14 protein-coding genes and 3 pseudogenes are annotated in these 22,506 nt (G+C 59.6%); 6 read left to right on the top strand and 11 right to left on the bottom strand.

Features of this window, described 5'->3' with window-relative positions:
• The first annotated feature begins 33 nt into the window (after positions 1-33).
• The 3 genes from FQ182_RS08920 to FQ182_RS08910 are packed head-to-tail and all read left to right on the top strand — an operon-like array spanning position 34 to position 5,515.
• The gene (locus FQ182_RS08920) at positions 34-1,275 is read left to right on the top strand and encodes an exonuclease SbcCD subunit D C-terminal domain-containing protein (protein ID WP_149412617.1); all 1,242 of its coding nucleotides are present in this window, start codon (positions 34-36) and stop codon (positions 1,273-1,275) included.
• Positions 1,272-4,910, top strand: a complete 3,639-nt coding sequence (locus FQ182_RS08915; protein WP_149493979.1) for an SbcC/MukB-like Walker B domain-containing protein — start codon at positions 1,272-1,274, stop codon at positions 4,908-4,910. The genes FQ182_RS08920 and FQ182_RS08915 overlap by 4 nt, the downstream gene beginning before the upstream one ends.
• Positions 4,907-5,515: a glutathione S-transferase gene (locus FQ182_RS08910; RefSeq protein WP_149412619.1), complete on the top strand. Its 609-nt coding sequence runs from the start codon at positions 4,907-4,909 to the stop codon at positions 5,513-5,515. Before FQ182_RS08915 ends, FQ182_RS08910 begins: the two co-directional genes overlap by 4 nt.
• A 292-nt stretch (positions 5,516-5,807) precedes the next feature.
• Here FQ182_RS08910 and FQ182_RS08905 read toward each other — a convergent pair whose 3' ends face one another.
• The 5 genes from FQ182_RS08905 to FQ182_RS08885 all read right to left on the bottom strand — a co-directional run bounded on the left by FQ182_RS08905 (position 5,808) and on the right by FQ182_RS08885 (position 11,153).
• Positions 5,808-5,987, bottom strand: a complete 180-nt coding sequence (locus tag FQ182_RS08905) for a hypothetical protein (RefSeq protein ID WP_149412620.1) — start codon at positions 5,985-5,987, stop codon at positions 5,808-5,810.
• A 141-nt stretch (positions 5,988-6,128) separates the two neighbouring features.
• On the bottom strand, positions 6,129-7,304 hold the full coding sequence (locus FQ182_RS08900) for a lactonase family protein (RefSeq protein ID WP_149412621.1): 1,176 nt from the start codon (positions 7,302-7,304) through the stop codon (positions 6,129-6,131).
• Positions 7,291-7,587 carry a DUF5629 family protein gene (locus FQ182_RS08895; RefSeq protein WP_149412622.1) on the bottom strand — a complete coding sequence of 99 codons (297 nt, stop codon included), beginning with the start codon at positions 7,585-7,587 and terminating at the stop codon, positions 7,291-7,293. The genes FQ182_RS08900 and FQ182_RS08895 overlap by 14 nt, the downstream gene beginning before the upstream one ends.
• 118 nt (positions 7,588-7,705) lie before the next feature.
• Positions 7,706-10,081, bottom strand: a complete 2,376-nt coding sequence (locus tag FQ182_RS08890; protein ID WP_149412623.1) for an RND family transporter — start codon at positions 10,079-10,081, stop codon at positions 7,706-7,708.
• A gap of 19 nt (positions 10,082-10,100) precedes the next feature.
• On the bottom strand, positions 10,101-11,153 hold the full coding sequence (locus tag FQ182_RS08885; RefSeq protein WP_149412718.1) for a YCF48-related protein: 1,053 nt from the start codon (positions 11,151-11,153) through the stop codon (positions 10,101-10,103).
• A gap of 358 nt (positions 11,154-11,511) precedes the next feature.
• Here FQ182_RS08885 and FQ182_RS08880 point away from each other — a divergent pair, with 358 nt between their 5' ends.
• Positions 11,512-12,627: a Gfo/Idh/MocA family protein gene (locus FQ182_RS08880; protein ID WP_149412624.1), complete on the top strand. Its 1,116-nt coding sequence runs from the start codon at positions 11,512-11,514 to the stop codon at positions 12,625-12,627.
• Between the two features lie 53 nt (positions 12,628-12,680).
• Here the strand turns inward: FQ182_RS08880 and FQ182_RS08875 are convergent.
• Positions 12,681-13,718 (bottom strand): annotated as a pseudogene (locus FQ182_RS08875) (AMP-binding protein); the annotation flags it as partial.
• Here FQ182_RS08875 and FQ182_RS08870 point away from each other — a divergent pair.
• Together FQ182_RS08870 and FQ182_RS08860 are read left to right on the top strand one after the other, a co-directional pair.
• Positions 13,674-14,880 (top strand): annotated as a pseudogene (locus FQ182_RS08870) (serine hydrolase domain-containing protein). The pseudogenes FQ182_RS08875 and FQ182_RS08870 sit on opposite strands and share 45 nt — an antisense overlap.
• A gap of 463 nt (positions 14,881-15,343) precedes the next feature.
• Positions 15,344-15,673: a DUF6388 family protein gene (locus FQ182_RS08860; protein WP_149412626.1), complete on the top strand. Its 330-nt coding sequence runs from the start codon at positions 15,344-15,346 to the stop codon at positions 15,671-15,673.
• Between the two features lie 5 nt (positions 15,674-15,678).
• On the opposite strand, the pseudogene FQ182_RS08855 reads toward FQ182_RS08860, so the two are convergent.
• The 5 genes and pseudogenes from FQ182_RS08855 to icmH all read right to left on the bottom strand — a co-directional run.
• Positions 15,679-16,127 (bottom strand): annotated as a pseudogene (locus FQ182_RS08855) (serine/threonine protein kinase); the annotation flags it as partial.
• Positions 16,128-16,357: 230 nt separating this feature from the next.
• Complete coding sequence (locus FQ182_RS08850) at positions 16,358-17,365, bottom strand: serine/threonine-protein kinase (protein ID WP_178114416.1); 1,008 nt, start codon at positions 17,363-17,365, stop codon at positions 16,358-16,360.
• Positions 17,362-18,090, bottom strand: coding sequence for a PP2C family serine/threonine-protein phosphatase (locus tag FQ182_RS08845; protein ID WP_149412720.1), 729 nt, complete (start codon positions 18,088-18,090; stop codon positions 17,362-17,364). The genes FQ182_RS08850 and FQ182_RS08845 overlap by 4 nt, the downstream gene beginning before the upstream one ends.
• A complete protein-coding gene (gene tssM / locus FQ182_RS08840; protein WP_178114415.1) occupies positions 18,090-21,617 on the bottom strand; it encodes a type VI secretion system membrane subunit TssM in 3,528 nt (1,175 codons plus the stop codon). The genes FQ182_RS08845 and tssM overlap by 1 nt, the downstream gene beginning before the upstream one ends.
• Positions 21,618-21,630: 13 nt before the next feature.
• Complete coding sequence (icmH, locus tag FQ182_RS08835) at positions 21,631-22,506, bottom strand: type IVB secretion system protein IcmH/DotU (RefSeq protein WP_149412628.1); 876 nt, start codon at positions 22,504-22,506, stop codon at positions 21,631-21,633.

The following is a 22,506-nucleotide window of genomic DNA, read 5'->3' as shown; positions in this document are numbered from 1 at the left end:
CCCCTCCTTTTCATCTTCTTCACGGAGTTCGCCTTGCGTCTGTTCCACACCTCCGACTGGCACCTTGGCCAAAACCTCCACGGCCAGGAACGCGACTTCGAACACGCCTGTTTCCTCGACTGGCTGCTGGGCCAACTGGGCCAGCACCGCCCCGACGTGCTGCTGATCGCCGGCGATATCTTTGATACGGTTAACCCGCCGCTCAAGGCCCAGGAGCGTCTGTATGACTTCATCATCAGCGCCCACGAACAAAACCCCGCGCTGACCATCGTGATGATCGCCGGCAACCATGATTCCGGCTCGCGCATCGAGCTGCCCGCGCCGTTGATGCGCCGCCTGCGCACCCATGCGCTGGGCCAGGTGCTGTGGCTGGATGATGGGCAGCTGGATGTGGAGCGGCTGCTGATTCCCTTACCTGCAGCAGACGGCACGATTGCCGGATGGTGCCTGGCCCTGCCCTTCCTGCGTCCGGCGCAAGTCACCGGCGCTCACTTGGGTGACGATTACCTGCGCGGCATTGGCCAGGTCCATGAATGGCTGATCGCCGCAGCCAACGCCAAGCGCCAGCCGGGCCAGGCGCTGGTCGCCATCAGCCATGCGCACATGGCCGGTGGCTCGGTCTCGGAAGACTCCGAGCGCAGCCTGATCATCGGCAATGCCGAAGCACTGCCGGCCAGTCTGTTCGATGCCAGTGTCAGCTATGTCGCCCTCGGTCATTTGCACAAGCCCCAGCGGGTCAATGGCGAGGAGCGCATTCGTTATTGCGGCTCGCCGATTCCGCTGTCGTTTTCCGAAATCGGCTATCAGCACCAGATTCTCGATGTGCAACTGGACGGCGAGACGCTGGTCAGCGTCGAATCCCGCCTGATTCCCCGGGCAGTCAACCTGCAACGCCTGGAAGCCGCGCCCTTGGCCGACATCCTCAAGCAACTGGCGGACTTGCCCGACATCGATCTGCTGGCCGAAACCCAACGCCAGCCCTGGCTGGAAGTGCGCGTGCGCCTCGACGAGCCCCAGCCCGACCTGCGCCAGCAAGTGGAAAACGCCCTGCAAGGCAAGGCCGTGCGCCTGGTGCGTATCGCCGCCGAATACGCAGGCTCAGGTAATTGCGAAGACAGTCATGAGGATCGCCTGATCGAACTGGACCAGCTCACGCCCCAGGAGTTGTTCAGCCGCGCCTGGCTGGAAAGCTACGGCAATGAAGTAGACGAACAGACCTTGAAGGATTTCGCCGTGCTGCTCCAGGAAGTGCAACAGGCGGGTGAACAACCATGAAGATCCTCGCCATTCGCCTGAAAAACCTTGCCTCCCTGGCCGGCCCCTTTGAAATCGACTTCACCGCCGAGCCCCTGGCCAGTGCCGGGTTGTTCGCCATTACCGGGCCTACAGGCGCCGGTAAAAGCACCTTACTCGACGCCTTGTGCCTGGCGCTGTTTGGCGCGGTGCCAAGACTGGGAGATACCGGACAGGCGAAAATGCCCGATGCCGATTCGGATATTTCCATCGGTGATCCGCGCACGCTGATTCGTCGCGGTACTGGTGGCGGCTATGCCGAAGTGGATTTTGTCGGCGTCAGCGGTCGGCGCTACCGCGCGCGCTGGGAAGCCAACCGCGCCCGTGACAAGGCCAGCGGAAAACTGCAAAACAGCCGGCAAAGCCTGATCGACCTGGACAGCGAGCAACTGCTGGCCAGTCAGAAAACCGAATACAAAACCCAGCTGGAACTGGCCCTGGGCTTGAACTTCGAGCAATTCACCCGCGCCGTGCTGCTGGCGCAAAGTGAGTTCAGCGCCTTCCTCAAGGCCAATGACAACGAACGCAGCGAGCTGTTGGAAAAGCTCACCGACACCGCGCTTTACACCCAACTGGGCCGGCGCGCCTTCGACAAGGCCAAGGACGCCAAGGACGCCCACAAGCTGCTGCTCGACCAAGCTACCGGTGTCACGCCGCTGCCTGCCGAAGCTCGCGTCGAACTGGATCAATGCTTCAACGAAGCCCAGCAGCAACTCAAGACCCAACAGGCTCAGCTCAAGCAGCTTGAGCTGCAACACACCTGGCTCAAGGAATTGCGCGAATGGCAGGAACGCCAACAACACGCCGTTGAGCAACTGCAACAGGCCGAACAGGACTGGCTGGGGCAAAACCAGCAACGCCTGGACTTGAGCCGCCTGGAACAACTCGCGCCGCAGCGTCACCACTTCGCCCGGCAAACTGAGCTGGCCACCCAACTCAACCCACTGGCGCTACAGATTGCGCAGCACCTTGAACAACAGAGCACTCTGCACTCCCGCCAGGATCAGTTGCAACAGCAGCAAGCCGCTGCGCAAGCGGCGTTGACCCAAGCGCTGAAACAGCAAAGCGACGCCGTGCCACTGCTGCGCCAGGCCTTCGACGAACAGAGCACCCTCGCCCGACTGACCAACGACTTAAGCCAAAGCGAGGCGCACAAGCAGCATACCGAAGCCGCCTTCACCCAGGGCCAGGCCACGGTAAACAGCCTGCTCGACCAACAAAAAAAGGTCGTCACACGCCTGCAACAGCTCGCGGCACAGTTGGAGCGCAGCGCCACCCTCGCCTCCCTGGGCAACGCCTGGACTGCCTACCGCGACAGCCTGCAAAAGCTCATGCTGACCGGCAATCGCCTCAACAAAGGCCAGGCCGAACTGCCGCAACTGGAACAACGCGCAACCACGCTCGCCGACAAACTGGCAGAACAACGCAACACCCTGGACCTGCTGTACCACGAAGCCGGCGCCGAGCCCCATGCCGTGGCCGAGCAGATTCAGTTGCTGGGCAGCCTGTTGCAGGACAACCGCAAGCAACAGCGGGCCTTCGAGGATTTGGCGCGGCTGTGGGACAGCCATCAAAGACTGGAAAAGCGTGCAGACGACCTGAATGCTAACCAATTGGCAGCCAAGCAACAGCGCGAAGAATTCAACCGGGTAGGCATCCAGGCCAAGGCTGATCTTGCCGTCGCGGAGCAAACTCTTACCGTCATCCTGCAGCTGTTGGAGCGCCAGCGCTTGGCTCGGGATGTCAACGTTCAGACATTGCGTGAACAATTGGAGTCTGATCAACCCTGCCCGGTCTGTGGCAGCATCGATCATCCCTATCACTCATCTGACGTCTTGCTCAGCAGTCTTGAACGCCACGACGAAGATGAAGTGAGCAACGCCCGTCAATCGGTTGATGTGCTCAAAGAAAAAGTAGACGCGTTGCGCACAGAGCTGGGAGAACTGATCGCCCGGCAAAAGGAGCTTTTACGCCAGCAACAGGATGTCGCGACAGAACAGCAAGCCCTGGCCCCCAGCATCGAAGCCCATCCGCTCTCGGCGGCACTGCTCAATCAGGACGCCGCCAAACGCGATGCCTGGCTGAGCCAGCAGTTAAGCCAACTCAGCCAAAGCATCACCCAGGACGAACAGCGCCAGGGCGCCCTGCTCAACCTGCAACAAAACGCCGGGCGTATGCAGCAACAACTGCAAGCCGCCCAGGACGCCAGCCAGCAGGCCCGCCAACAGCTAGTGGACCAGCAACGGGAACTGGCCAATGACCGCGAACGCCTGGACGAAGAACTCAGTGCCTTCGCCAGCCTACTCCCGGCCGAGACCCTCGAAGGCCTGCGCAGCGAGCCTGCGGCCACGTTCATGCAGCTTGATCAGCAGATCAGCCAACGCCTGGAACAACTGGACCACCAGCGCGAAGAACTCGCCGAACAGCAACAGCGTCAACAGACCCTGGAAAAGGAACAGGTCCAACAGACGCACCGTCAGCAACAGTTGGACGTGGCTCAACAACAATTGGTCGACCTCAGCGCCCAGCAGCAAATCGCCCAGGAAAAACTCACTCAACTGCTCGGCGAACATACCCGCGCCGAGCACTGGCAACAGCATCTGGACCAGGCTGTCGAACACGCGCGGCGCAGCGACAGCCAAGCCAATCAGCAACTGCAAGACACCGCCAGCCAACTGATCCAATTGGCCGCCGATCTCAAGGCCCAGCGGGAGCGCCAACAGGCGTTGGAGGCCGAGCAGCAGGCACTGAGCGCAAGAGTCGCCGACTGGCGCGCCCTGCACCCGGAACTGAATGACGACGGTTTGGCGCAGTTATTGAAGGTGGATGATCAACAGTTCACGCAACTGCGCCAGCAGCTGCAACAGAGCGAAAAAGCCGTCGAACAAGCCAAGGTGTTGCTGCAAGAACGCGAACAACGACTCAAGGATCACCAGGCCCTGCATAACGACAACCTTGATGTAGCCCAGCTCGACAGCGCCCTGAACGAACTCAACAGCCAGCTCTCCACGGGCGAAAAGCACTGCGCCGAACTACGCGCCCAGCAAGCCGAAGACCAGCGCCGCCAGGACGCCAACCAAGCCCTGGCGCTTACGACAGCCAAAGCCTATGACGAATGGCAGCGCTGGGCTCGGCTTGAGACGCTGATCGGTTCAGCCACCGGCGACAAGTTCCGCAAGATCGCCCAGGCCTACAACCTCGACCTGCTGGTACACCACGCCAACGTGCAACTGCGCCAACTGGTGCGCCGCTACCGCCTCAAGCGCGGTGGCAGCATGCTCGGCCTGTTGGTGCTGGACACGGAAATGGGCGACGAAACCCGCTCGGTGCATTCACTGTCCGGGGGCGAGACGTTCCTGGTGTCGTTGGCCCTGGCGTTAGGGCTGGCGTCGATGGCATCCAGCACCTTGAAGATCGAATCGCTGTTTATCGACGAGGGCTTCGGCAGCCTTGATCCCGAGTCGCTGCAATTGGCGATGGATGCCCTGGATGGCTTGCAGGCTCAGGGGCGCAAGGTGGCGGTAATTTCCCATGTGCAGGAAATGCATGAGCGAATTCCGGTGCAAATCCAGGTCAAGCGTCAGGGCAATGGCTTGAGCACCCTGGAGGTCAAGTGATCGGGGCTGCGCTGTATTCGTTTCGCCGCTGCCCCTATGCCATGCGCGCGCGGATGGCATTGCGTTACTCGGGGCTGGCGGTGCGGATTGTCGAGGTCAGCCTCAAGGCCAAACCAGCCGAGATGCTGGCGCTGTCGCCCAAGGGCACGGTTCCGGTGTTGTGCATCGACGGCCGAGTGATTGATGAAAGCCTGGCGATCATGGGGTGGGCCCTCGCGCAGAATGACCCTGATGATTGGTTGCTCAAGGACGATCCGGTGGCACGGGCGCTTATGGCTGAGCTGATTGAAGAGAATGACCAGGGGTTCAAGGTTCACTTGAATCGCTACAAATACTCCGAGCGCTACCCGGATCAGCCAATGGAGCACTACCGGGCCGAAGGTGAAGTGTTTTTGTTGAAGCTGGAGGCCTTGCTGGCCGGGCGGGAATACTTGCTGGCCGGGCACTTGAGCCTGGCGGATGTGGCACTGGCGCCGTTTGTGCGGCAGTTCGCGCATGTGGATCGGGAGTGGTTTGCCCAGGCGCCCTATCCGCGGTTGCAAGCTTGGTTACAGCGGTTCCTTGAGTCACCGTTGTTCATCGCCGTAATGGCAAAACCCCTGTAGGAGCGCAATGCTGTTCACTTAAGAAAATCTTGAGGTGAGCAAGAAACCTGTGGCGAGGGGGTTTACCCCCGTTGGGTCGCGAAGCGGCCCCAAAATGGGACTGCTGCGCAGTCCAACGGGGGCGAGCCCCCTCGCCACAAATGCGGATGTACCTGAAGCGCTGTAGGAGCGAGCTTGCTCGCGAAGGTCGTCAACGATAACGCGTGCAGTCTGAATCAACGCGGCGTCCTTGAGTTCTTCGCGAGCAAGAACTAGGCGTCCCCCTCGCTCCTACAGGAGTCAGGTAAAGCGCTCAGTTCTGGATTTTGTGGTCCAGCGCTGCGTAGAAGTTGGCGCTTTGTTGCAGGTATTTTTGGGTGTAGGTATTGGTACTGGATTTTTTGCCGCTGATTTCAACACTGGCGCTGGCAGGCAGGGCCACGCTAGCGGAGATAGCAGAAGCGGCAATGATCGAGAATAGATTGAAGTTCATGTCGGTAACCCTTGTGTTCGGTTGGCTTGGTGGCCTGTGAAGGCCTTGAAGCAAACTTACGCCCGGGGGCTTACGCGCAGAAACTCTTTGAAACAGTAGCTGTTATCACTGACATTAATAGAAGGAGGCGGGGCCTGTGGCTTATTGTCGCACCAGAAACTTGATGTCGCTGGGGGCGTCGATCGGCAATTTCTGCACGGTTTTACCCAATAGGCCGGTCTTGGCATCACGCTCGACCACCACGATTTCATTACTTTTCTGGTTGGCGATCAGCAAGAACTTGCCGCTGGGGTCCAGGGCGAACTCCCGGGGATGATCGCCTTCCACCGAGCGTCGCTGGATTTCCTTCAACTGCGCAGTGGCCAGGTCGATGGCAAATACCAGCATCTGGTTGGCGGTGCCACGGTTGCTCACGTAAAGGAACTTGCCGTCGCTTGAAGTGTGCAACGCTGCACCGGCCTTGTCCGAGACCGGTTGCCCGGCAGCGAAGTCGACCAATTGCTTCTGGGTCAGCTTGCCATCCTTGTAGTCGAACACGGCCACTTGCGCGCTCATCTCGGTGGTCAGCCAGGCGTGCTTGCCGTCTGCGGAGAACAGCAGGTGACGCGGGCCGCTGCCCGGTGGCAGTTGCACAAACGCAGGGTCGGCCGGGGTCAGTGGCAGTTCATGGTTGGCCTTGGGATCGTAGTGGTAGGCAAAAATCTTGTCCGCACCCAGGTCCTGAACAAACACGTACTTGCCATCCGGCGAGGACACCACCGAATGCACATGGTTGGACGCCTGGCGCTCAGGATTGACCCGGCTGGCCGGGTGCGCGCTCAGTTGAACAGGTGGCGACAGCTTGCCGTCTGCGTCCACCGGCAGGATGGCGAGGCTGCCACCCGGATCTTCCAGTACCGAATAGTTGGCGACAAACAGAAAACGGCCATCCGCAGCAAGGCTGGAATGGGTCGGCTCGTTGCCCAGGCTCTGCACCTGATTAATCAGGGTCAACGAATGGTTTTTCGGATCAATGCTGTAGCTACTGACACGACCGACCAGATCTTTCTGGCCGGGGCCGTTTTCATTGACCACAAACAGGCGCTTCTGGTCCTTGGACAAGGTCAGCCAGGACGGGTTGGCCGCCTTGGCGGCCAGCACCGGTTTGCCGTTGAGCTGGCCGGTGCGGCTGTCGAACTGCAGGCGGTAGATCCCTTCGCTGGTGCCTGCGGTGTAGGTGCCCACCAGCAACTCAAAGGTGTCGACCGGCGCGGCCTGCACCGACATCGCGCCGACACTGCCGGCCATCAGCAAGGGCCAGAATTTACGCATCATCATCCGCTTCATCCTCGTCGTTATTATTGCCAGTGAAGGCGCTCAGGCAGACCAGGCGGTGCTCACCTGTATCACCCGTGATGGTCCAGCTTTGCAAGGTCTGATCAAAGGTCGCGGCGTTGATCTGCTCCAGGCTGAAATTCCAGCGTTTGTTAACCCGACCGTCCATGCACTCGATCAGCAAGTGCTGGTCATCCAATGTGAAATCAAAGGCGTGCAGGCCGTCGATTTCCAGCATGTCGCTGGTGGAAAGGGTTTTCAGCAAGGTGGCAGTGTCGGCAGTCATAACCATCAATCATCAAGAGGAAAGACCTCATGATAGGTCAAATTGTTGCATCGACCTAAGATGGCGCAATGCAAAACGCCGTGGCACAGGCCACGGCGTTTTGGGTGACGGCAATGTATCAGTGGGCAAACAACGAATTGCCCTTCTGCCCCGCCAGCTTCTCCGGCTTGATCAGGAACCGCGCCAGCGCCGGCAACAGCCACAGCGCGCCGAACATGTTCCACAGCAGCATGAAGGTCAGCATCAGGCCCATGTCAGCCTGGAACTTGATGGCCGAGAAAATCCAGGTTGCCACGCCAATCGCCAGGCACAGGCCGGTAAACAGCACGGCTTTACCGGTGGACTTGAGGGTCTGGTAATAGGCTTCCTGCAATGGCAACCCGGCCCGCAGGAAACTTTCCAGGCGGCTGTAGATGTAGATGCCGTAGTCCACGCCAATCCCCACGCCCAGGGCCACCACCGGCAGGGTCGCAACCTTGACGCCGATACCCATGAACGCCATCAGCGCGTTGCCCAGCACCGAGGTCAATACCAGCGGCAGGACGATGCACAGGGTCGCCGCCCAGGAGCGGAAGGTGATCATGCACATGGTTGCCACGCACAGGTAGACCAGGATCAGTATGGTCAGCTCGGATTCCTTGATCACCTCGTTGGTGGCCGCCTCGATCCCGGCGTTACCGGCGGCGAGGATGAATTCCAGGCCGTCCTTGTTGTTCTCCTTGGCGAAGTCCTGCACCGCATGCACTGCGCGGTCGAGGGTTTCGGCCTTGTGGTCGTTGAGGAACACCAGCACGGGCGCAAGCGAGCACGTGTTGTTGTACAGGCCGTCGGCGCGGGCAATGGAATTGTTCAGCACGTCGGGGTTACGCGACAGGGTTTCCCATTTCAGGTTGCCCTCGTTCATGCCCTTGATCATCTGCTTGGATACGGTCACCAGGGAGATCGCCGACTGCACGCCCTCGGTGTTCTGCATCTTCCACATCAACTGGTCGATGGGCGCCATGGCTTCATAGCGCGAACAGCCCTCAGCCTTGGTCTTGACCATTACCACCAGCACGTCGGAGCTGGTGGAGTAGTTGCTGATGATGAAGTTGTTGTCCTTGTTGTAGCGCGAATCCGGACGCAGCTCCGGTGCGCCCTGGTCGAGGTCGCCGATTTTCAGGTTCTGGCTGTACCAGAGGCCGCCACCAAAAGCGATCAGTGCCAGGAAGATCGACACTGGGGCCACTTTGGGGCTGGCGAATTTCGACAGCAGGCGCCAGAAACTATGCTCGCGGACCGCATCCTTCTTACTGCGCTCGATGGCGCGCTTGCTGATGCCGACGTAGGAGATAGCTACCGGCAGCAGGATCAAGTTGGTGAATACGATTACCGCCACACCGACGGACGCGCCAATGGCCAGTTCGCGAATCACCCCGATATCAATGATCAGCAAGGTGATAAAGCCTACCGCATCGGCGAGGATCGCGATCATCCCCGGCAGGAACAACTGGCGGAACGTACGGCGGGCGGCGGTCAGGGCGTTGTCGGCATCGCTTGATTGCAGGGCGATACCGTTGATCTTCTGCACACCGTGGGAAATACCGATGGCGAAAATCAGGAACGGCACCAGCATCGAGTAGGGATCAAGCCCGAAACCCAGGGCATGCATCAGCCCCAGTTGCCAGACCACCGCCACCAACGTGGTGATCAATACCGCGATGGTGCTGCGGATACACCAGGTGAACCAGTACAACAGCACCAGGGTGATGACGAAGGCGATGCCGAAGAACAGCACCACCATGATCAGGCCATCGATCAGGTCGCCGACTTTCTTGGCGAAGCCGACGATATGGATTTGGACGTTGGGGTTCTGTTCCTGGAACTTGGTGCGGATCTTGTCTTCAAGCTCGTGGGAAAACTTCTGGTAGTCCAGGGCCAGCAGCTTGCCCTGATCAGCCGGGTCCGGGTAGGACTCCATCAACGGTATATCCACGATGCTCGACTTGAAATCGTTGGACACCAGGCGCCCGACTTGGCCGGACTTGAGCACGTTATTGCGCAACTGGTCGAGGCTTTGGGGGGAGCCGTTGTAGCTTTGCGGGATCACTTCGCCGCCGGCAAAACCCTCTTCGGTCACTTCGGTCCAGCGTACGCTGGGGCTCCACAGGGACTTGAGGCCGGAGCGGTCGACGCCGGAGATGTAGAACACCTCGTCGTTGATCTGACGCAGGGTCTCCATGTACTCCTTGGAGAAGATGTCGCCGTCCTTGGCCTCCACCGAGATCCGTACCGTGTTGCCCAGGTTCGCCAGGTCGTTACGGTGCTCCATCATCTTCTCGATGAAGGGGTGTTTGAGGGGGATCATTTTTTCGAAGCTGGTGGACGGCCGGATTAGCGTCGCCTGCCAGAACAGGAAGATGCTGACCAGCAGGCAGATGACGATCACTGCCGGGCGGTTGTTGAAAATCAGGCGTTCCAGAAACGTCGCCTTGTCGTTGTGATGACTGCTCATGTAGATCCCCGCCTTCTTATTATTTTGCCTGGGCTTGCTGGGTCAGCTCAGCGCCGGTTGCCGTGGCCGCGCGAACGCCGCCCTGCCCCACCAGAATCAAGTTGCCATTGCCCGCCGCCGTAACCGCCGATAACGAAATGCGGTCCGGGCGATTGAATACGCTGAAGGTCAGGCCATCGTCGTGGCTCACCACTACGCTGCCACCGTTGCCGACCACCACCAATGAGCCATCGTCCAGCAGGGTCGCGCCTGACAAGCCGAACTCCAGGGCGCCACGGGCGGCCTGCAACTCCACCGGCTCCCAGGTGCTGCCAAAATCCGTGGACCGAAACAGATTGCCGCGCAAGCCGTAGGCCAGCAGGGTTTGCGGCTGCGCGGTGCCGATCACACCAAACAGCGAGCCCTCATAGGGGCCTTCAAGTTTTTCCCAGGTTTGCCCGTCGTCGCTGGAGCGGAACATGCTGCCCTGCTCGCCGACGATAAACAGGCCGGCGTCTTTGACGAACGCGATGGCGTTGAGGTGGTACTGGTCTTCGTTGTCCAGGCGGTCACTGACGTCGTACCAGCCCTTGCCGCCATCGGTGGTCTCGATCAGCGCGCCATAGGCGCCCACGGCAAAACCGTGATTGGCGTCGTTGAACCAGACATCCAGCAACGGTGCTTCACGGGTCAGGTCTTCAAATTGTTGGGTCCAGGTCGCACCGGCGTCAGTCGTGGCGAGGATCTTGGCGTCATGACCGACTGCCCAGCCGTGCTGGTCATCGGCAAAAAATACCGCGGTGAGCAGTTGGCGGGTCGGCACCTTGGCCTGGGTCCAGGTGGCACCCTTGTCGTCGGAATAGAGAATGTGCCCGCGATCACCCACCGCCACCAGGCGCTTGCCTGCGTGGACGACGTCAATCATCAGGCCTTTGGCGGCCTTGGCCGATTCAATGGCAAACACCGCCGGGGCGGCGGTGTCGGTTGCAGCCTGGGCGACGGTCGACAACGCGACTACCCCCAGCAGCGAGAGCGCTGTGGCCAGCAACGCGACCTTTCGCGACGCTCGCGGGCGGCAAAAAACCTCACCCATGACAGGCTCACTCATAGACCTTTCTCCCATTTATTATTGTTAGGTCGTATCGCCTTCCGGGGCTTCCTGGGCCAGGACATCGTCCTGAAACCTGCAATCTAGAGCCACTTGAGGAAGCAGGGGTCATCCTAGCGGGCTTTCGAATCGTCTGACAATCGGCGCTACGTTATGTTTTGTTAACTAAAGGCCTTTTGCCTGCGAGCTGAATATAGCTGCATTCGCAGCAATGATGCGCCCCCCTTGCCACAGAGGATATTTTTGCAGCAGAAAATGAATTTTTATTCCATGCATTGATACTTGGGAATATTTATTCCATTAATAACCTCCCTGAAAACAATAATCCAAAAGGACCACGGCTATGCGCGAACTCGGAATCGGCCTGATCGGCACAGGCTTTATGGGCCGTGCCCACGCATTAGCGTTCAACAACGCTCGCGCGGTATTTGACTTGCCGGTCACCCTCAGGCTTGCAGCCCTGGCCGATGCCGACACCGACCGCGCCCAGCGTTGCGCCACGGCTTGGGGATTTGCCCAGGCACACGGCGACTGGCAGCAGTTGATCAATGATCCAAAAGTGGACGTGGTCGCCATCACCACCCCCAATCACCTGCACTACCCCATGGCCATGGCCGCCTTGGCGGCGGGCAAGACTGTGTATTGCGAAAAGCCCCTGGCGGTCAGCCTGGAACAAGCCGATGCCATGCGCCGTGCCGCCAACCAGGCCGCCGTGGTGACGCGGGTGGGCTACAACTATCAGCACAACCCGATGATCGCCCTGGCGCGGCAGATGATCGACAACGGCGAGTTGGGGGAGATCATCAGCTTCCAGGGCGAATTTTGCGAAGACTTCATGGCCGACCCGGCGTCGCCCTGGTCATGGCGCTGCGAAGTGGAACATGCCGGTGGCGCCCTGGCGGACCTGGGCAGTCATTTGCTGGCGATGGCGCGGTACTTGGTGGGCGATGTACAAAGCGTCTGTGCCGACACCCATACCGTGCATGCTCGACGTCCAGCCAGTGCCGGTAGCGCAGACCTGCGCCAGATTGCGGTAGACGATCAGGTCCACGCCCTGCTGCGCTTTGCCAATGGCGCTCGTGGGACGATCAGCAGCAGCTGGCTCAAGCACGGCTACAAGAACCACTTGAGTTTCGAGATCAGCGGCACCCGAGGAACATTGGTGTTTGATCAAGAACGGTTGAATGAACTGCAGCTGTTTCGTATCGGCCAAGAAGGTTTCCAACGTTTATTGGCCGGCCCTTCCCTGCCCGGCTATGCGGCGTTCAGCCCGGCGGCGGGGCATCAGCTGGGGTACAACGAGCTCAAGACGCTGGAAGTGCATGAGTTGATTATGGCGCTGGCAGGCCAAGGCGCTGCCGGCACTGACTTTGAAGCAGCGTGGCAAGTGGAGCGGCTGGCGACGGCGATTCGGTTGGCGGCGCGGGAAGAACGCTGGGTCAGTCTTGATGAAGTTTGATTGATCGTTCCCTCTGCATGGGAACGATCAACGGGGTCGTTGCCGTGTTGTGTTTAGCGCAGCGCCCTGCGCAACACCTTCCCCACCGTGGTCTTGGGTAACTCCTCGGTGCGAAACTCCACATACCGTGGCACCTTGTACCCCGTCAGGTATTCCCGGCAATGGGTGAGGAGTTGTTCCTGGGTCAGGGTCGGGTCCTTGCGCACCACGATGATTTTCACTCGCTCGCCCGTCACGGCGTCTTCAACCCCAATCGCCGCCACTTCGCCTACGCCTGGGTGCAAGGCCACGACGTCCTCGATTTCATTGGGGTACACATTGAAGCCCGAGACCAGGATCATGTCCTTCTTGCGGTCCACCAGGCGAATGTAGCCCTGTTCATTCATCACCCCGATATCACCGGTGGACAACCAACCCTCGGCATCCAGCACCTCGGCGGTTTCCTTGGGGCGTTGCCAGTAGCCCTTCATCACCTGCGGGCCGCGTACTTGCAACTCGCCCTGCTCGCCGATGTCGGCCAGTTCGCCGTCTTCACGCAGAAAACGCACCCAGGCCGAGGGCAGTGGCACGCCGATGCTGCCGGTAAATTCCATCTCGCGCATCCGTGAGATGTCGATGGGGCTGATGCTCACCACTGGCGAGCATTCCGTCAGGCCGTAGCCTTCGATGATCGCCAGCCCGGTGACTTCCTTCCAGCGCTTGGCAACCGCCGTGTGGGTCGCCATGCCGCCAGCGATCACCATGCGCAAGTCGGAGAAGTCCCGGGCGCAAAACTCCTTGTTCTCCAGCAAACCATTGAACAGCGTGTTGACCCCGGCGATGCCGTTGAAGCGTTCCTTGCGCAGGATCATCTGCACCCGTTTCACGTCCCGTGGGTTGGCAATCAAGATGTTGCGCCCGCCCAGGCACATGAACATCAGGCAGTTCACTGTCAGGGAAAAGATGTGGTACAGCGGCAACAGGGTGACATTGGTTTCCTGCTGGTCCTAGTCCAGTTGATCGCCTACCCACGCCTTGGCCTGTAATAGGTTGGCGATGATGTTGCGGTGGCTGAGCATCACGCCCTTGGCGTCCCCGGTGGTACCCTGCGTTTTGAAGACGGCAGCTATTTTCGCTTCCCGGCGATGCGTTGGAGCGTCGCCAACTTTCGCCAATTGATGCCCACCGTTAACGTCTCCCGGGGTCTCGGTGCCCCCCCTCACGCTGGCGGAACAACTCGATCCGCAGATCGACGCCTTGGCTGTTCTGCCTCTGGGCGCCAGCCGCACGCTGACCTGGCGGCAGACACTCGACGCCACCTACACCGACGGCATTGTGGTCCTGCATCGCGGGGCCATCGTCTATGAACGCTACTTCGGGGTACTCAGGGCTGAAGGGCAACATGCGACCATGTCGGTCACCAAATCGGTGATCGGCACCCTGGGCGCCATGTTGGTGGCAGATGGCAGTCTCAGTGCCGAGAAAAAGATCGTCGACTATATTCCCGAGTTGGCCCATTCGGCCTTTGGCAGCGCCACCCTGCGCCAGGTGCTGGACTTGACCACCGACCTGGACTACAGCGAAGACTATGCCGACCCCAACGCCCAAGTCTGGGCCCATGCGCAGGCCGGCAACCCGTTGCCAAAACCCAAGGACTATACCGGGCCGCGCAGCTATTACGAGTCCCTGCAGACGGTTCAATTGGGCGGCAAACATAGTCGTGCCTTCGGCTACAAGACAATCAATACCGACGTGCTCGGCTGGGTGATCGCCCGAACCACCGGGCGCAATGTCGCGCAACTGCTCAGCGAACGTATCTGGAGTCGCCTCGGCGCTGAACAGGACGCCTACTTCACCGTCGACTCCATCGGCACCCCCTTCGCTGGCGGCGGTCTGAACACCGGGCTGCGAGACCTCGCACGGTTTGGCGAAATGCTACGTAACGGCGGGCGTTTCAATGGCCAACAGATCGTCCCTGAAGACGTGGTCACGGATATCCAGCGAGGCGGCGACAAACAGGCGTTTGCCCAGGCAGGTTATGAGCAGTTGAAAGGCTGGAGTTATCGCTCCATGTGGTGGGTGAGCCACAACCCGAATGGCGCCTTCATGGCACGGGGCGTCCATGGCCAGAGCATTTATATCGATCCCAAGGCCGAGATGGTCATTGTCCGCTACGCCTCCCACCCCATCGCCGGCAATGCCGCCAACGATGGCGTGACCTTGCCTGCCTTTGAAGGGATGGCGCGCTTCTTGATGGCGCAGCCCCGATATTGAGAGCATATAATGGCTTTTTGGAGCCAAATCCCACCCGATCAGGTCATGAGCTTCACAGCCCCATAAACCAACAGGCCTCCGTCTAAATGAATCGAGTCGGCGACCAACCATAGATTTTCGGGAGGTGGCATGCCAGCCTCCCCTGCGCCCTCAAGGAGATGTATTAATCATGCAAGGCAGGCTTTCAAATCGTGCACGACCGCTGTGTCTCACTGCGGTGCTATGGTTGTGTGGGGTGGCGTTACTGTTTTTGATCAAGGCCGTTATCGAGTCGGTAGACGGGCCCATCGGCGAAACCTGGATTGACTTGACTCTGGTGCTGACTGCCTACCTGTTTTTCTTTTTACTCGCTCCCCTGCAAAACTGGATTTCGCACCGGTCACGCAAACGCGAAAGACGCAAAAGCCGCTCACATCAAACCTCGGAATAAGGTTTAACAACCTGTTAATCCTGGAGTAGATCCTTGTCCCAACCTGGCGAAAACCACCAGCGTGCCCTGGATATTTTTTTGGACGCGCGACCCGAACTACGCACCGAACTGGACACCTTGAATCCGCTGGCCGCCCAGGCCAAGAAGGAAACAATGGCGCAGTACCGCGCCGAGCGCTTGCATGAGGCATTTGAAGCAGAGGCAGAACGCCAGGGCCTGTTTTCCTGGGAACTGACGCTGCAACTGGTCGCACACTCACCCCAGGAATTCGAGGCCCAGCGTCTGGAAGTCCACAGGGAAGTCGCCCAGATGGCAGGCCTGAGCTGGGATGAATACTGCCAACTCCACGGGTTTGCTGGTTGACAGGCTCAGCTGGCATGGCTGTTAAACCAGCGACGAATCCGGGAGAAATCGCGGCGCATGACCTCTCGCAACTCGGCAACGGTCATGGTTCTTTGGTGTGGGTCAACCGCCAACGCCGCACGCAATGCCGGCCAACAGTACCGGGGGAGTTGGCCTGGGTACAGGCAATCGCTCGCTGGAGCACTGAGTCAACACGCCTTGAAAAGGCCGCAACCCCTGCGCCAGCTCATAGAGTAAGCACGCCACCGCGTAGAGGTCGGCACTCGCACTCCGGCGCGGCATAGGCCGGCGTCCAGGCATTGAAACGACTGCGACTCAAGCCAGGCAAACCTGCCGACACCTGCGCGGCGGCCTGGCCGAGGCCAAAGTCAAACAGTCGCAGCCCCTCCTCCCCGACCATGACATTGCCCGGTTTCACATCGCCATGTAACACGTCTTGCTGGTGGGTCAAGGCTGGCATTTACGGTCACACGCCGCCGGGCAACCGGGGACCGCCTCCAATTGCCCGACGTCACGCACAAAACCACTCATCTCTTTGACTCGGCGACTGCGTAACCAGGTAATCCATTGGGTTAGATCACTGTGAAGTTCGATAGATAAGTAATGCATCGCATAGTCGTCTAGGGACAGGCTGAAGTGCATTTAGTTAGAACTGTTGAACATTGTTTGCTCCCTGTTCGGTAGTCATCCGTTACGCCAATGCATCAAGCGTTGCAGCCAAGACGGAGTGACGGTGAAAGCGTCACGCAATTGTTTGGCAGTGATCGTTCGACCCGCCACGTCGAAAGCCAACGCTGTACGCAAGGCTGACCAGCAATGTTTTGGCAAGTTCTCAGGTGCTAGCAGCTCGCGCTCCAGATGCTCGTCGCGGTCCTGGATCGAGGGCAAGCGGCGGAACGGGGGTTTGCCTCCCGCCAGCTCGTAGATCACACAAGCCACGCTGTAGATGTCGGCGCTGGCGGACAGTGGCTGGCCTTCCAGTAACTCCGGAGCGGCGTAGCCGGGAGTCCAACCGTTGAAACGTTCGCGGCTCAGGTGCGGCAGACCGGGCAGGATGCCTTCCTCCGCTTGGCCAAGGCCGAAGTCAAACAGGCGCACGCCTTCTTCGCTGAGCATAACGTTGCTGGGTTTCATATCACCATGCAGCACGCCGCGTGCATGGGCGTAGGCCAGTGCATCGAGCAACGGCAGCGTGATGTCGCGCAACTCTTCCCATGGCAGACCCTGGGGCCGCCCGCAGAGTAAGTTGTCCAGGGTCAACCCACGCATGAGCTCCATGGTAATAAAGGCGCGCAGGCAATGGGTGTCCACTTCAAAGGTGTGAAAACGCAGAACGTTGTCGTGACGCAGCCGTCGGGTCAGGGCGAACTCGTTGTACAGCAACGCGCTGGCGTCCGGCGACTCGGCAAATTCTTCGCTGAGAACTTTCAGCGCGACGTAAGGGTCGGGATCACCGAACTGTTCGCTCAGCAAGTCCCGTGCACGGTAAACCGCGCCCATACCACCGGCACCGAGCAGTCTCTCGATGCGGTAGCGGCCTGCCAGTACGTCAGGCATTTCACCGATGCTGGCCTTGGCGGGCATCAGCGCAACCTCTGCCTTGTGCGACTTGGCGAACGCAAAGTAGGTCAGGTTGCGGTCCTGTTCTTCGCTCACCAGCAGGTCGTCAATCGGGCGCATAAGTTCAGTCATTGGCGGATGACCACAGCTGTCAGGTTGTCCCGGGCCGAGCCACGCAGTGCACCGTCAAACAAACGCTTCAGTGCAACCTGCGGCGCGGTCAGGCTCAAGGCGTTGCCGAGTGCATCGCTACTGAGCCCTTGATACAAACCATCGCTGCAGAGCAAAAATGCATCGCCGGGATAGACCTCAAGCTCCAGCACATCCAGGGTCAATTGCTCGGCTGCCCCGACCGCGCGGGTCAAGGCATATGCGGCAGGATGGGCCTTGGCCTGCTCGACGCTCATTTGTTGTGCGTCGATCAGTTGTTGTTGCAGTGAATGATCTTTGGACAGCTGATACAAACGCTGGCCACGCCACAGATAGCAGCGGCTATCGCCGGCCCAGATGCAGGCCGCGCGATTGCCTTCCACCAGCAACGCCACCACAGTGCTGCCCATGATGCTGTCGTGGCGCCCGGTGGTGACGGTCAACTCCTGACCCAAACGACGGTTGAGCCAGTGCAGGCACTGGCGGATGCCTTTGAGTCGTTCGTCGAAATCATCCTGTACCGGCAATTCCGCCAGGCTGGCGACGATCAACTGGCTGGCGATATCGCCCCCCTGATGACCGCCCATACCGTCTGCGACCACCCACAGCCCCTGCTGTGGAGCGTCCAGGAAAGCATCTTCGTTGCGCGCCCGAACCTTGCCGGCATGGGTGCGCGCAGCGCTACGCCAGGGACTGGCCACCAGTATCAAAGCTGCACCGGCATGCGGAAGTTGCGCAGCACGCCCATATCGAACGGGTTTGGCGTGCGCTGGCTGGTCAGTAAGTAGTTGGCGCGTAGGCCTCCTACGTCAGCCTTGAGCACCAGCACGTCACGGCCGGTCAGGTATTCGGTCTGCATCAAATCAAACAGACGGAACAACGACCAAGGGCCGGTGTTCTTCTCGATACCCAGCGGGCGGCCGACAATTTTGTCGAGCACCAGGCTGGTACGACCGTCTTCAGCGTCGGCCGGCCACTTGAACGACACAGGCACGATCGGTCCATGGCGGTACTCAATGGTCTTGTCACCAAACTTGAACTCGGAACGGCTGACAGTCGAGTCGAGGGTGTAAGGCTCCAGTTTGAACTGCACCTGAGGCTCGGTCGGGTTGTCGGCGAAGAAGCTCTGGCGGATCACGAGCGCGGCGGCCATCTGATCAAGGTAGACCTTGGAAATCGGCAGACTGTGACCATCGACGCTGCGCATGCGGTAGTTACCCGGATCACCGCTGACAAACGGACGCAGGTAGCTGTCGAAGAAGCGGTCGGCAATCCCCTGGGCCTTGAAGAACTCGCGAAAGTCGCTGATTGCCACGTCACTGGCGCTGTGGGCGCTGAACGGATAGCGCTTGCTGATCGCCTTGCCGTAGAAGCTGTACAGCTCACTCTGATAGCGCTGATTCAGATATCGATAGGAATCGCTGAGTACCAGACGCCAGGTATCTTCAGCCAATACGTTGAACCACACACTCACCGGGCGCGGCAGACGGCCCGACGCATTGCGCAGGTTGCTCAGCGCATCACGCTGACCACCCATGCGGGTCTTGGCCATTTCGAACGCGGCTTGCTCCGGAGAACTGGCACGGGCCAGGCTAGCCATCTGCATTTGCAGGTCGTTGAGGGCGGTAAGGGCCGGGGTCAGGTCAGCGGTTGGGCCGTTGTTGTCATCCAGCAAGCTGTGCAGCGACTCAAAGCGACTTTGCAGGGATTTCTTCGCGGTGTCCGGCAATTTTTTCACCAGGGCGTCAGCCGCCTTGCCGGCCGCAGTGACCGCTAATTTTCCGAGTTTACCGCCCTTGTCTGCCAGTTTGCCTGCCGCATCGGCGGCTTCATCTGCCGTGTCAGCGACCACTGGGAAACGGGTGTTTTCACGTACTTGCACCAGCAGTTGCAGAATCGGCGAATTGGCAGATGTCAGGCCCGCCAATTGCTCGGCGCCGTCACTAAAATCGTTGATGGCCGGCAGCGCGATCCGGCCCACCGCTTCACCCCAGTAGTTGGCGTAGTCGCGAAAATACAGCTGCTCGAGTTCGACCATCAGGCGACGTAAATCCATACCGCTGATACCCGAGCCTTCACCCAGTACCCAGTTGTCACTTAGGATATCGGTGACCAGCATCGAGCCCTGCACCGAAAAATACTGCTGATAGCCTTGTTGAGTGTAGAACCCCGGGATCACGTAATCGGTGCCAACAAACAGCGCTCCCTGTGGACCGAGGTGTTGGCTCAAACGGTATTCCGGCAGGTTACGGGCCTGCTCGCGCAGCATCCGATACACCACGTTGGCCAGGGACTCACTGCGCAAAACCTGACGTGCCTGAACCACCAACTGATCATTAAGTGAATAGATAAACGGCTGTTTCAGCAAGCGTTCGAAGTGGCTGTTCAAGCCGTTTTGCACCGCGGTGTTGCCGGTGTATCGCTGGGACCATTCGGCAGCGACCCAGTCCTTGAGCCAAGGCGCGTCGCGGCGATCCTTCATATTCAGCATCAGGTACGCACGCAAGCTATTGAGCAGGCGTTCGCGGTCCTTCATGTTGGCGCGAATCTGCCCTTCTAGCAGGGTCGCGACCCGTGGCAATAGCTGTCCTTCAAGCTCACGTTCATAGGCAGTCTTAACCACCGGATTAACGTCTTCACCTTGATACAGACCGCCACGCTCGTGGTAACCCACGTCACCTTTTTTTGGGAACACCTGAGTAGCCGCGTAACGGGTGTCGAGGGTCTTGAGCACCGCCATGGTGTCATCACGGGTGGTGAGGGGCGAGTTCTGTTGGTTCCAGGTTTGTGCCAGGTTACGCAGGTTTTCCAGGCGCTCGTAGTTCGCGGAGAAACCGCCCGCCCAGAGCATACCAAATAGCGCCAGTGCGGCCAGTGCGCCCACGTACAGCGCACGCTGGCCCCAATGGATGCGGCTGCGTTCGCGTTTGTCCAGGCCTGCAAGATCGGCCTCGGGGAAAATTACCCGGCTGAGTAAATGGTGGATGAAGCGCGAACGGCCACTGCGCAGCGTCGGCAGCACGCCGACGTTCATGCCCAGGTTGGCACCGATGCTGGCGGTGGTTGCGTCCATTTCCTCAGTCAGATGTGGGGCGCTGGTCAGGTAAAAACCGCGCAACTGGCTGACACGCTGGTAGCGGTTGCCGGTGAACGCCATATCGACGAACAGGCACAGACGCTCGCCGATTTGCCCCAGTTGATGCGGGAAGTCGAGGATGCGGCCACGGCGCTGGGTGTCACGCTCCTGGTGTATGCGCGTGATCACCTGGCTGTTGAGGCGATGCAGCAACGCTCCGAACTCAGTGCGCAGCACGGTCACATCAGTGCCGCTCTGATCCTTGCGGAAACTGGTACCGAGCACCTGATCGCTTTCTTCACGAGTCAATTGGTCGAAGAACTCATCGAAACCGAGCAGGCGATCCGCCTTACTTAATACAAGGTAAATCGGCACATCAACGTGCAATTTCTGATGCACGTCTTGCAGGCGCGCACGCACCTGGCGGGCCAGGGCGTCAAGGTCCTGTTCACTGCCGTTCAGCAGGGTTTCCACCGGAATGGTCACCAGTACACCGTTCAGCGGACGATTGCGGCGACGCTTGCGCAGCAGATCGAGCAACGTGCTCCAGGCACTGCCATCGACTTCGGCATCCGGCTGGGTCAAGTAACGGCCAGCAGTGTCGATCAGCACGCCGTGATCGGCGAAGTACCAGTCGCAGTGTCGGGTGCCGAGGGTGTCGCGGGTCAGTTTTCGGTCGATCTTGTTGATCGGAAACTCAAGCCCCGAGAAGTCCAGTAAGCTGGTTTTGCCACTGCCCTGCGGGCCAATCAGCAGGTACCACGGCAAATCACTGCGCCAGCGCTCGCTACGGCCGCGATACAGGCTCGACGTCTTCAGGGTTTTCAACGCGTCTTTGAAGCGCGTCTTCAACTCTTTCTGCTCTTCGTCGATCTGCTCTTCGCGGCGGATACGATCCTGGCCGTCTTCGCTTTCCTCGCCCGCTTTTTTGCGCACGCCAGCGCGCCAACTGACAAAGACCATGGTCAGGCCCCAGATCAGGAACAGCACACTGATGGTCAGCAAGCGGGAGGTCGAACCTTCCCAGAACTTGTAGTCATCAACCGCCAGCAGCGGCCCGGCGAACCACACCAACAGCGCAACAAACAGCACCAGCAGCAGCGTCCAAACCCAGGTCTTGCGCAAGAATGCGCCAACTTTCTTGAAAAACTTTTTCATCACACGTCCCTGTTTACGGCTGCGACTGCGGCAGGGCCGCGGCCGGATCAAACGGCTGATAAGGTTGCAGAACGGTGTCGCGCTGCTCGCCCAGTACCCAGGCGAAGCCCGAATACATCATCACCAGACAGACGAAGGTAAACAGCACCACCATCCACACCGGCACGATGCGCACCAAGCTACGGCGCTGATCGTTCAGGCCTTCCCAATGCGGTGACAACTCGCGTGGCGTATCGCCGCGCAACTGGCGGATCTGGCGATACAAGGCGTCGCGGATGCCTTCGAGTTCGAGCATCCCGCGAGCTTGTACGCGGTATTTGCCTTCGAAACCCAAAGATAGGCACAGGTACATCAACTCCAGCATCGGCAGGTGCTTGACCGGGCTTTTCGACAAGCGATCGAGTAACTGGAAAAACTTCTCACCGCCGAAGGTTTCGTTGTGGAAGCTGCTGAGCAGGCTCATCTGCGACCACTCGCTTTCGTTGCCCCACGGCGTGGTGACAACAGCTTCGTCAGCCACGGTGCAGAGCACGTAACGGGCGGCCATCACCTGGCTGCTTTCGGCACCATTGTGCAGGGCACTGACTTCAAACAGTTTCAGCCCGGTGGTCAGTCGCTCGTTGAGCACGTGCATGTTTTCATGGGTTGCGCTGTGCTTGAGGCGCACTACTTCCGACAACAACTCAGAGGCAGCAGCCACCAGCGAGTTCAGACTGATATTGAACGCTTCGGCCGGGCGCAAGCGCGCAGCGTATATCATGCGTTCTTCGAGCTGCTCGAAGCGTGGCGGCGCAGCGAAGTCCGTCAGCGGACTCGACGCCGGACCGTGGCCCTGACGGTCGAGCAGGACGGTTTTATCGTCCTGGCTGTATTCCGTATCCTTGATCAT

Source organism: Pseudomonas sp. ANT_H4 (assembly GCF_008369295.1).
GTDB lineage: Bacteria > Pseudomonadota > Gammaproteobacteria > Pseudomonadales > Pseudomonadaceae > Aquipseudomonas.
Note: the sequence above shows the minus strand (reverse complement) of the source record. Positions and strands in the feature narration are given on the sequence as shown.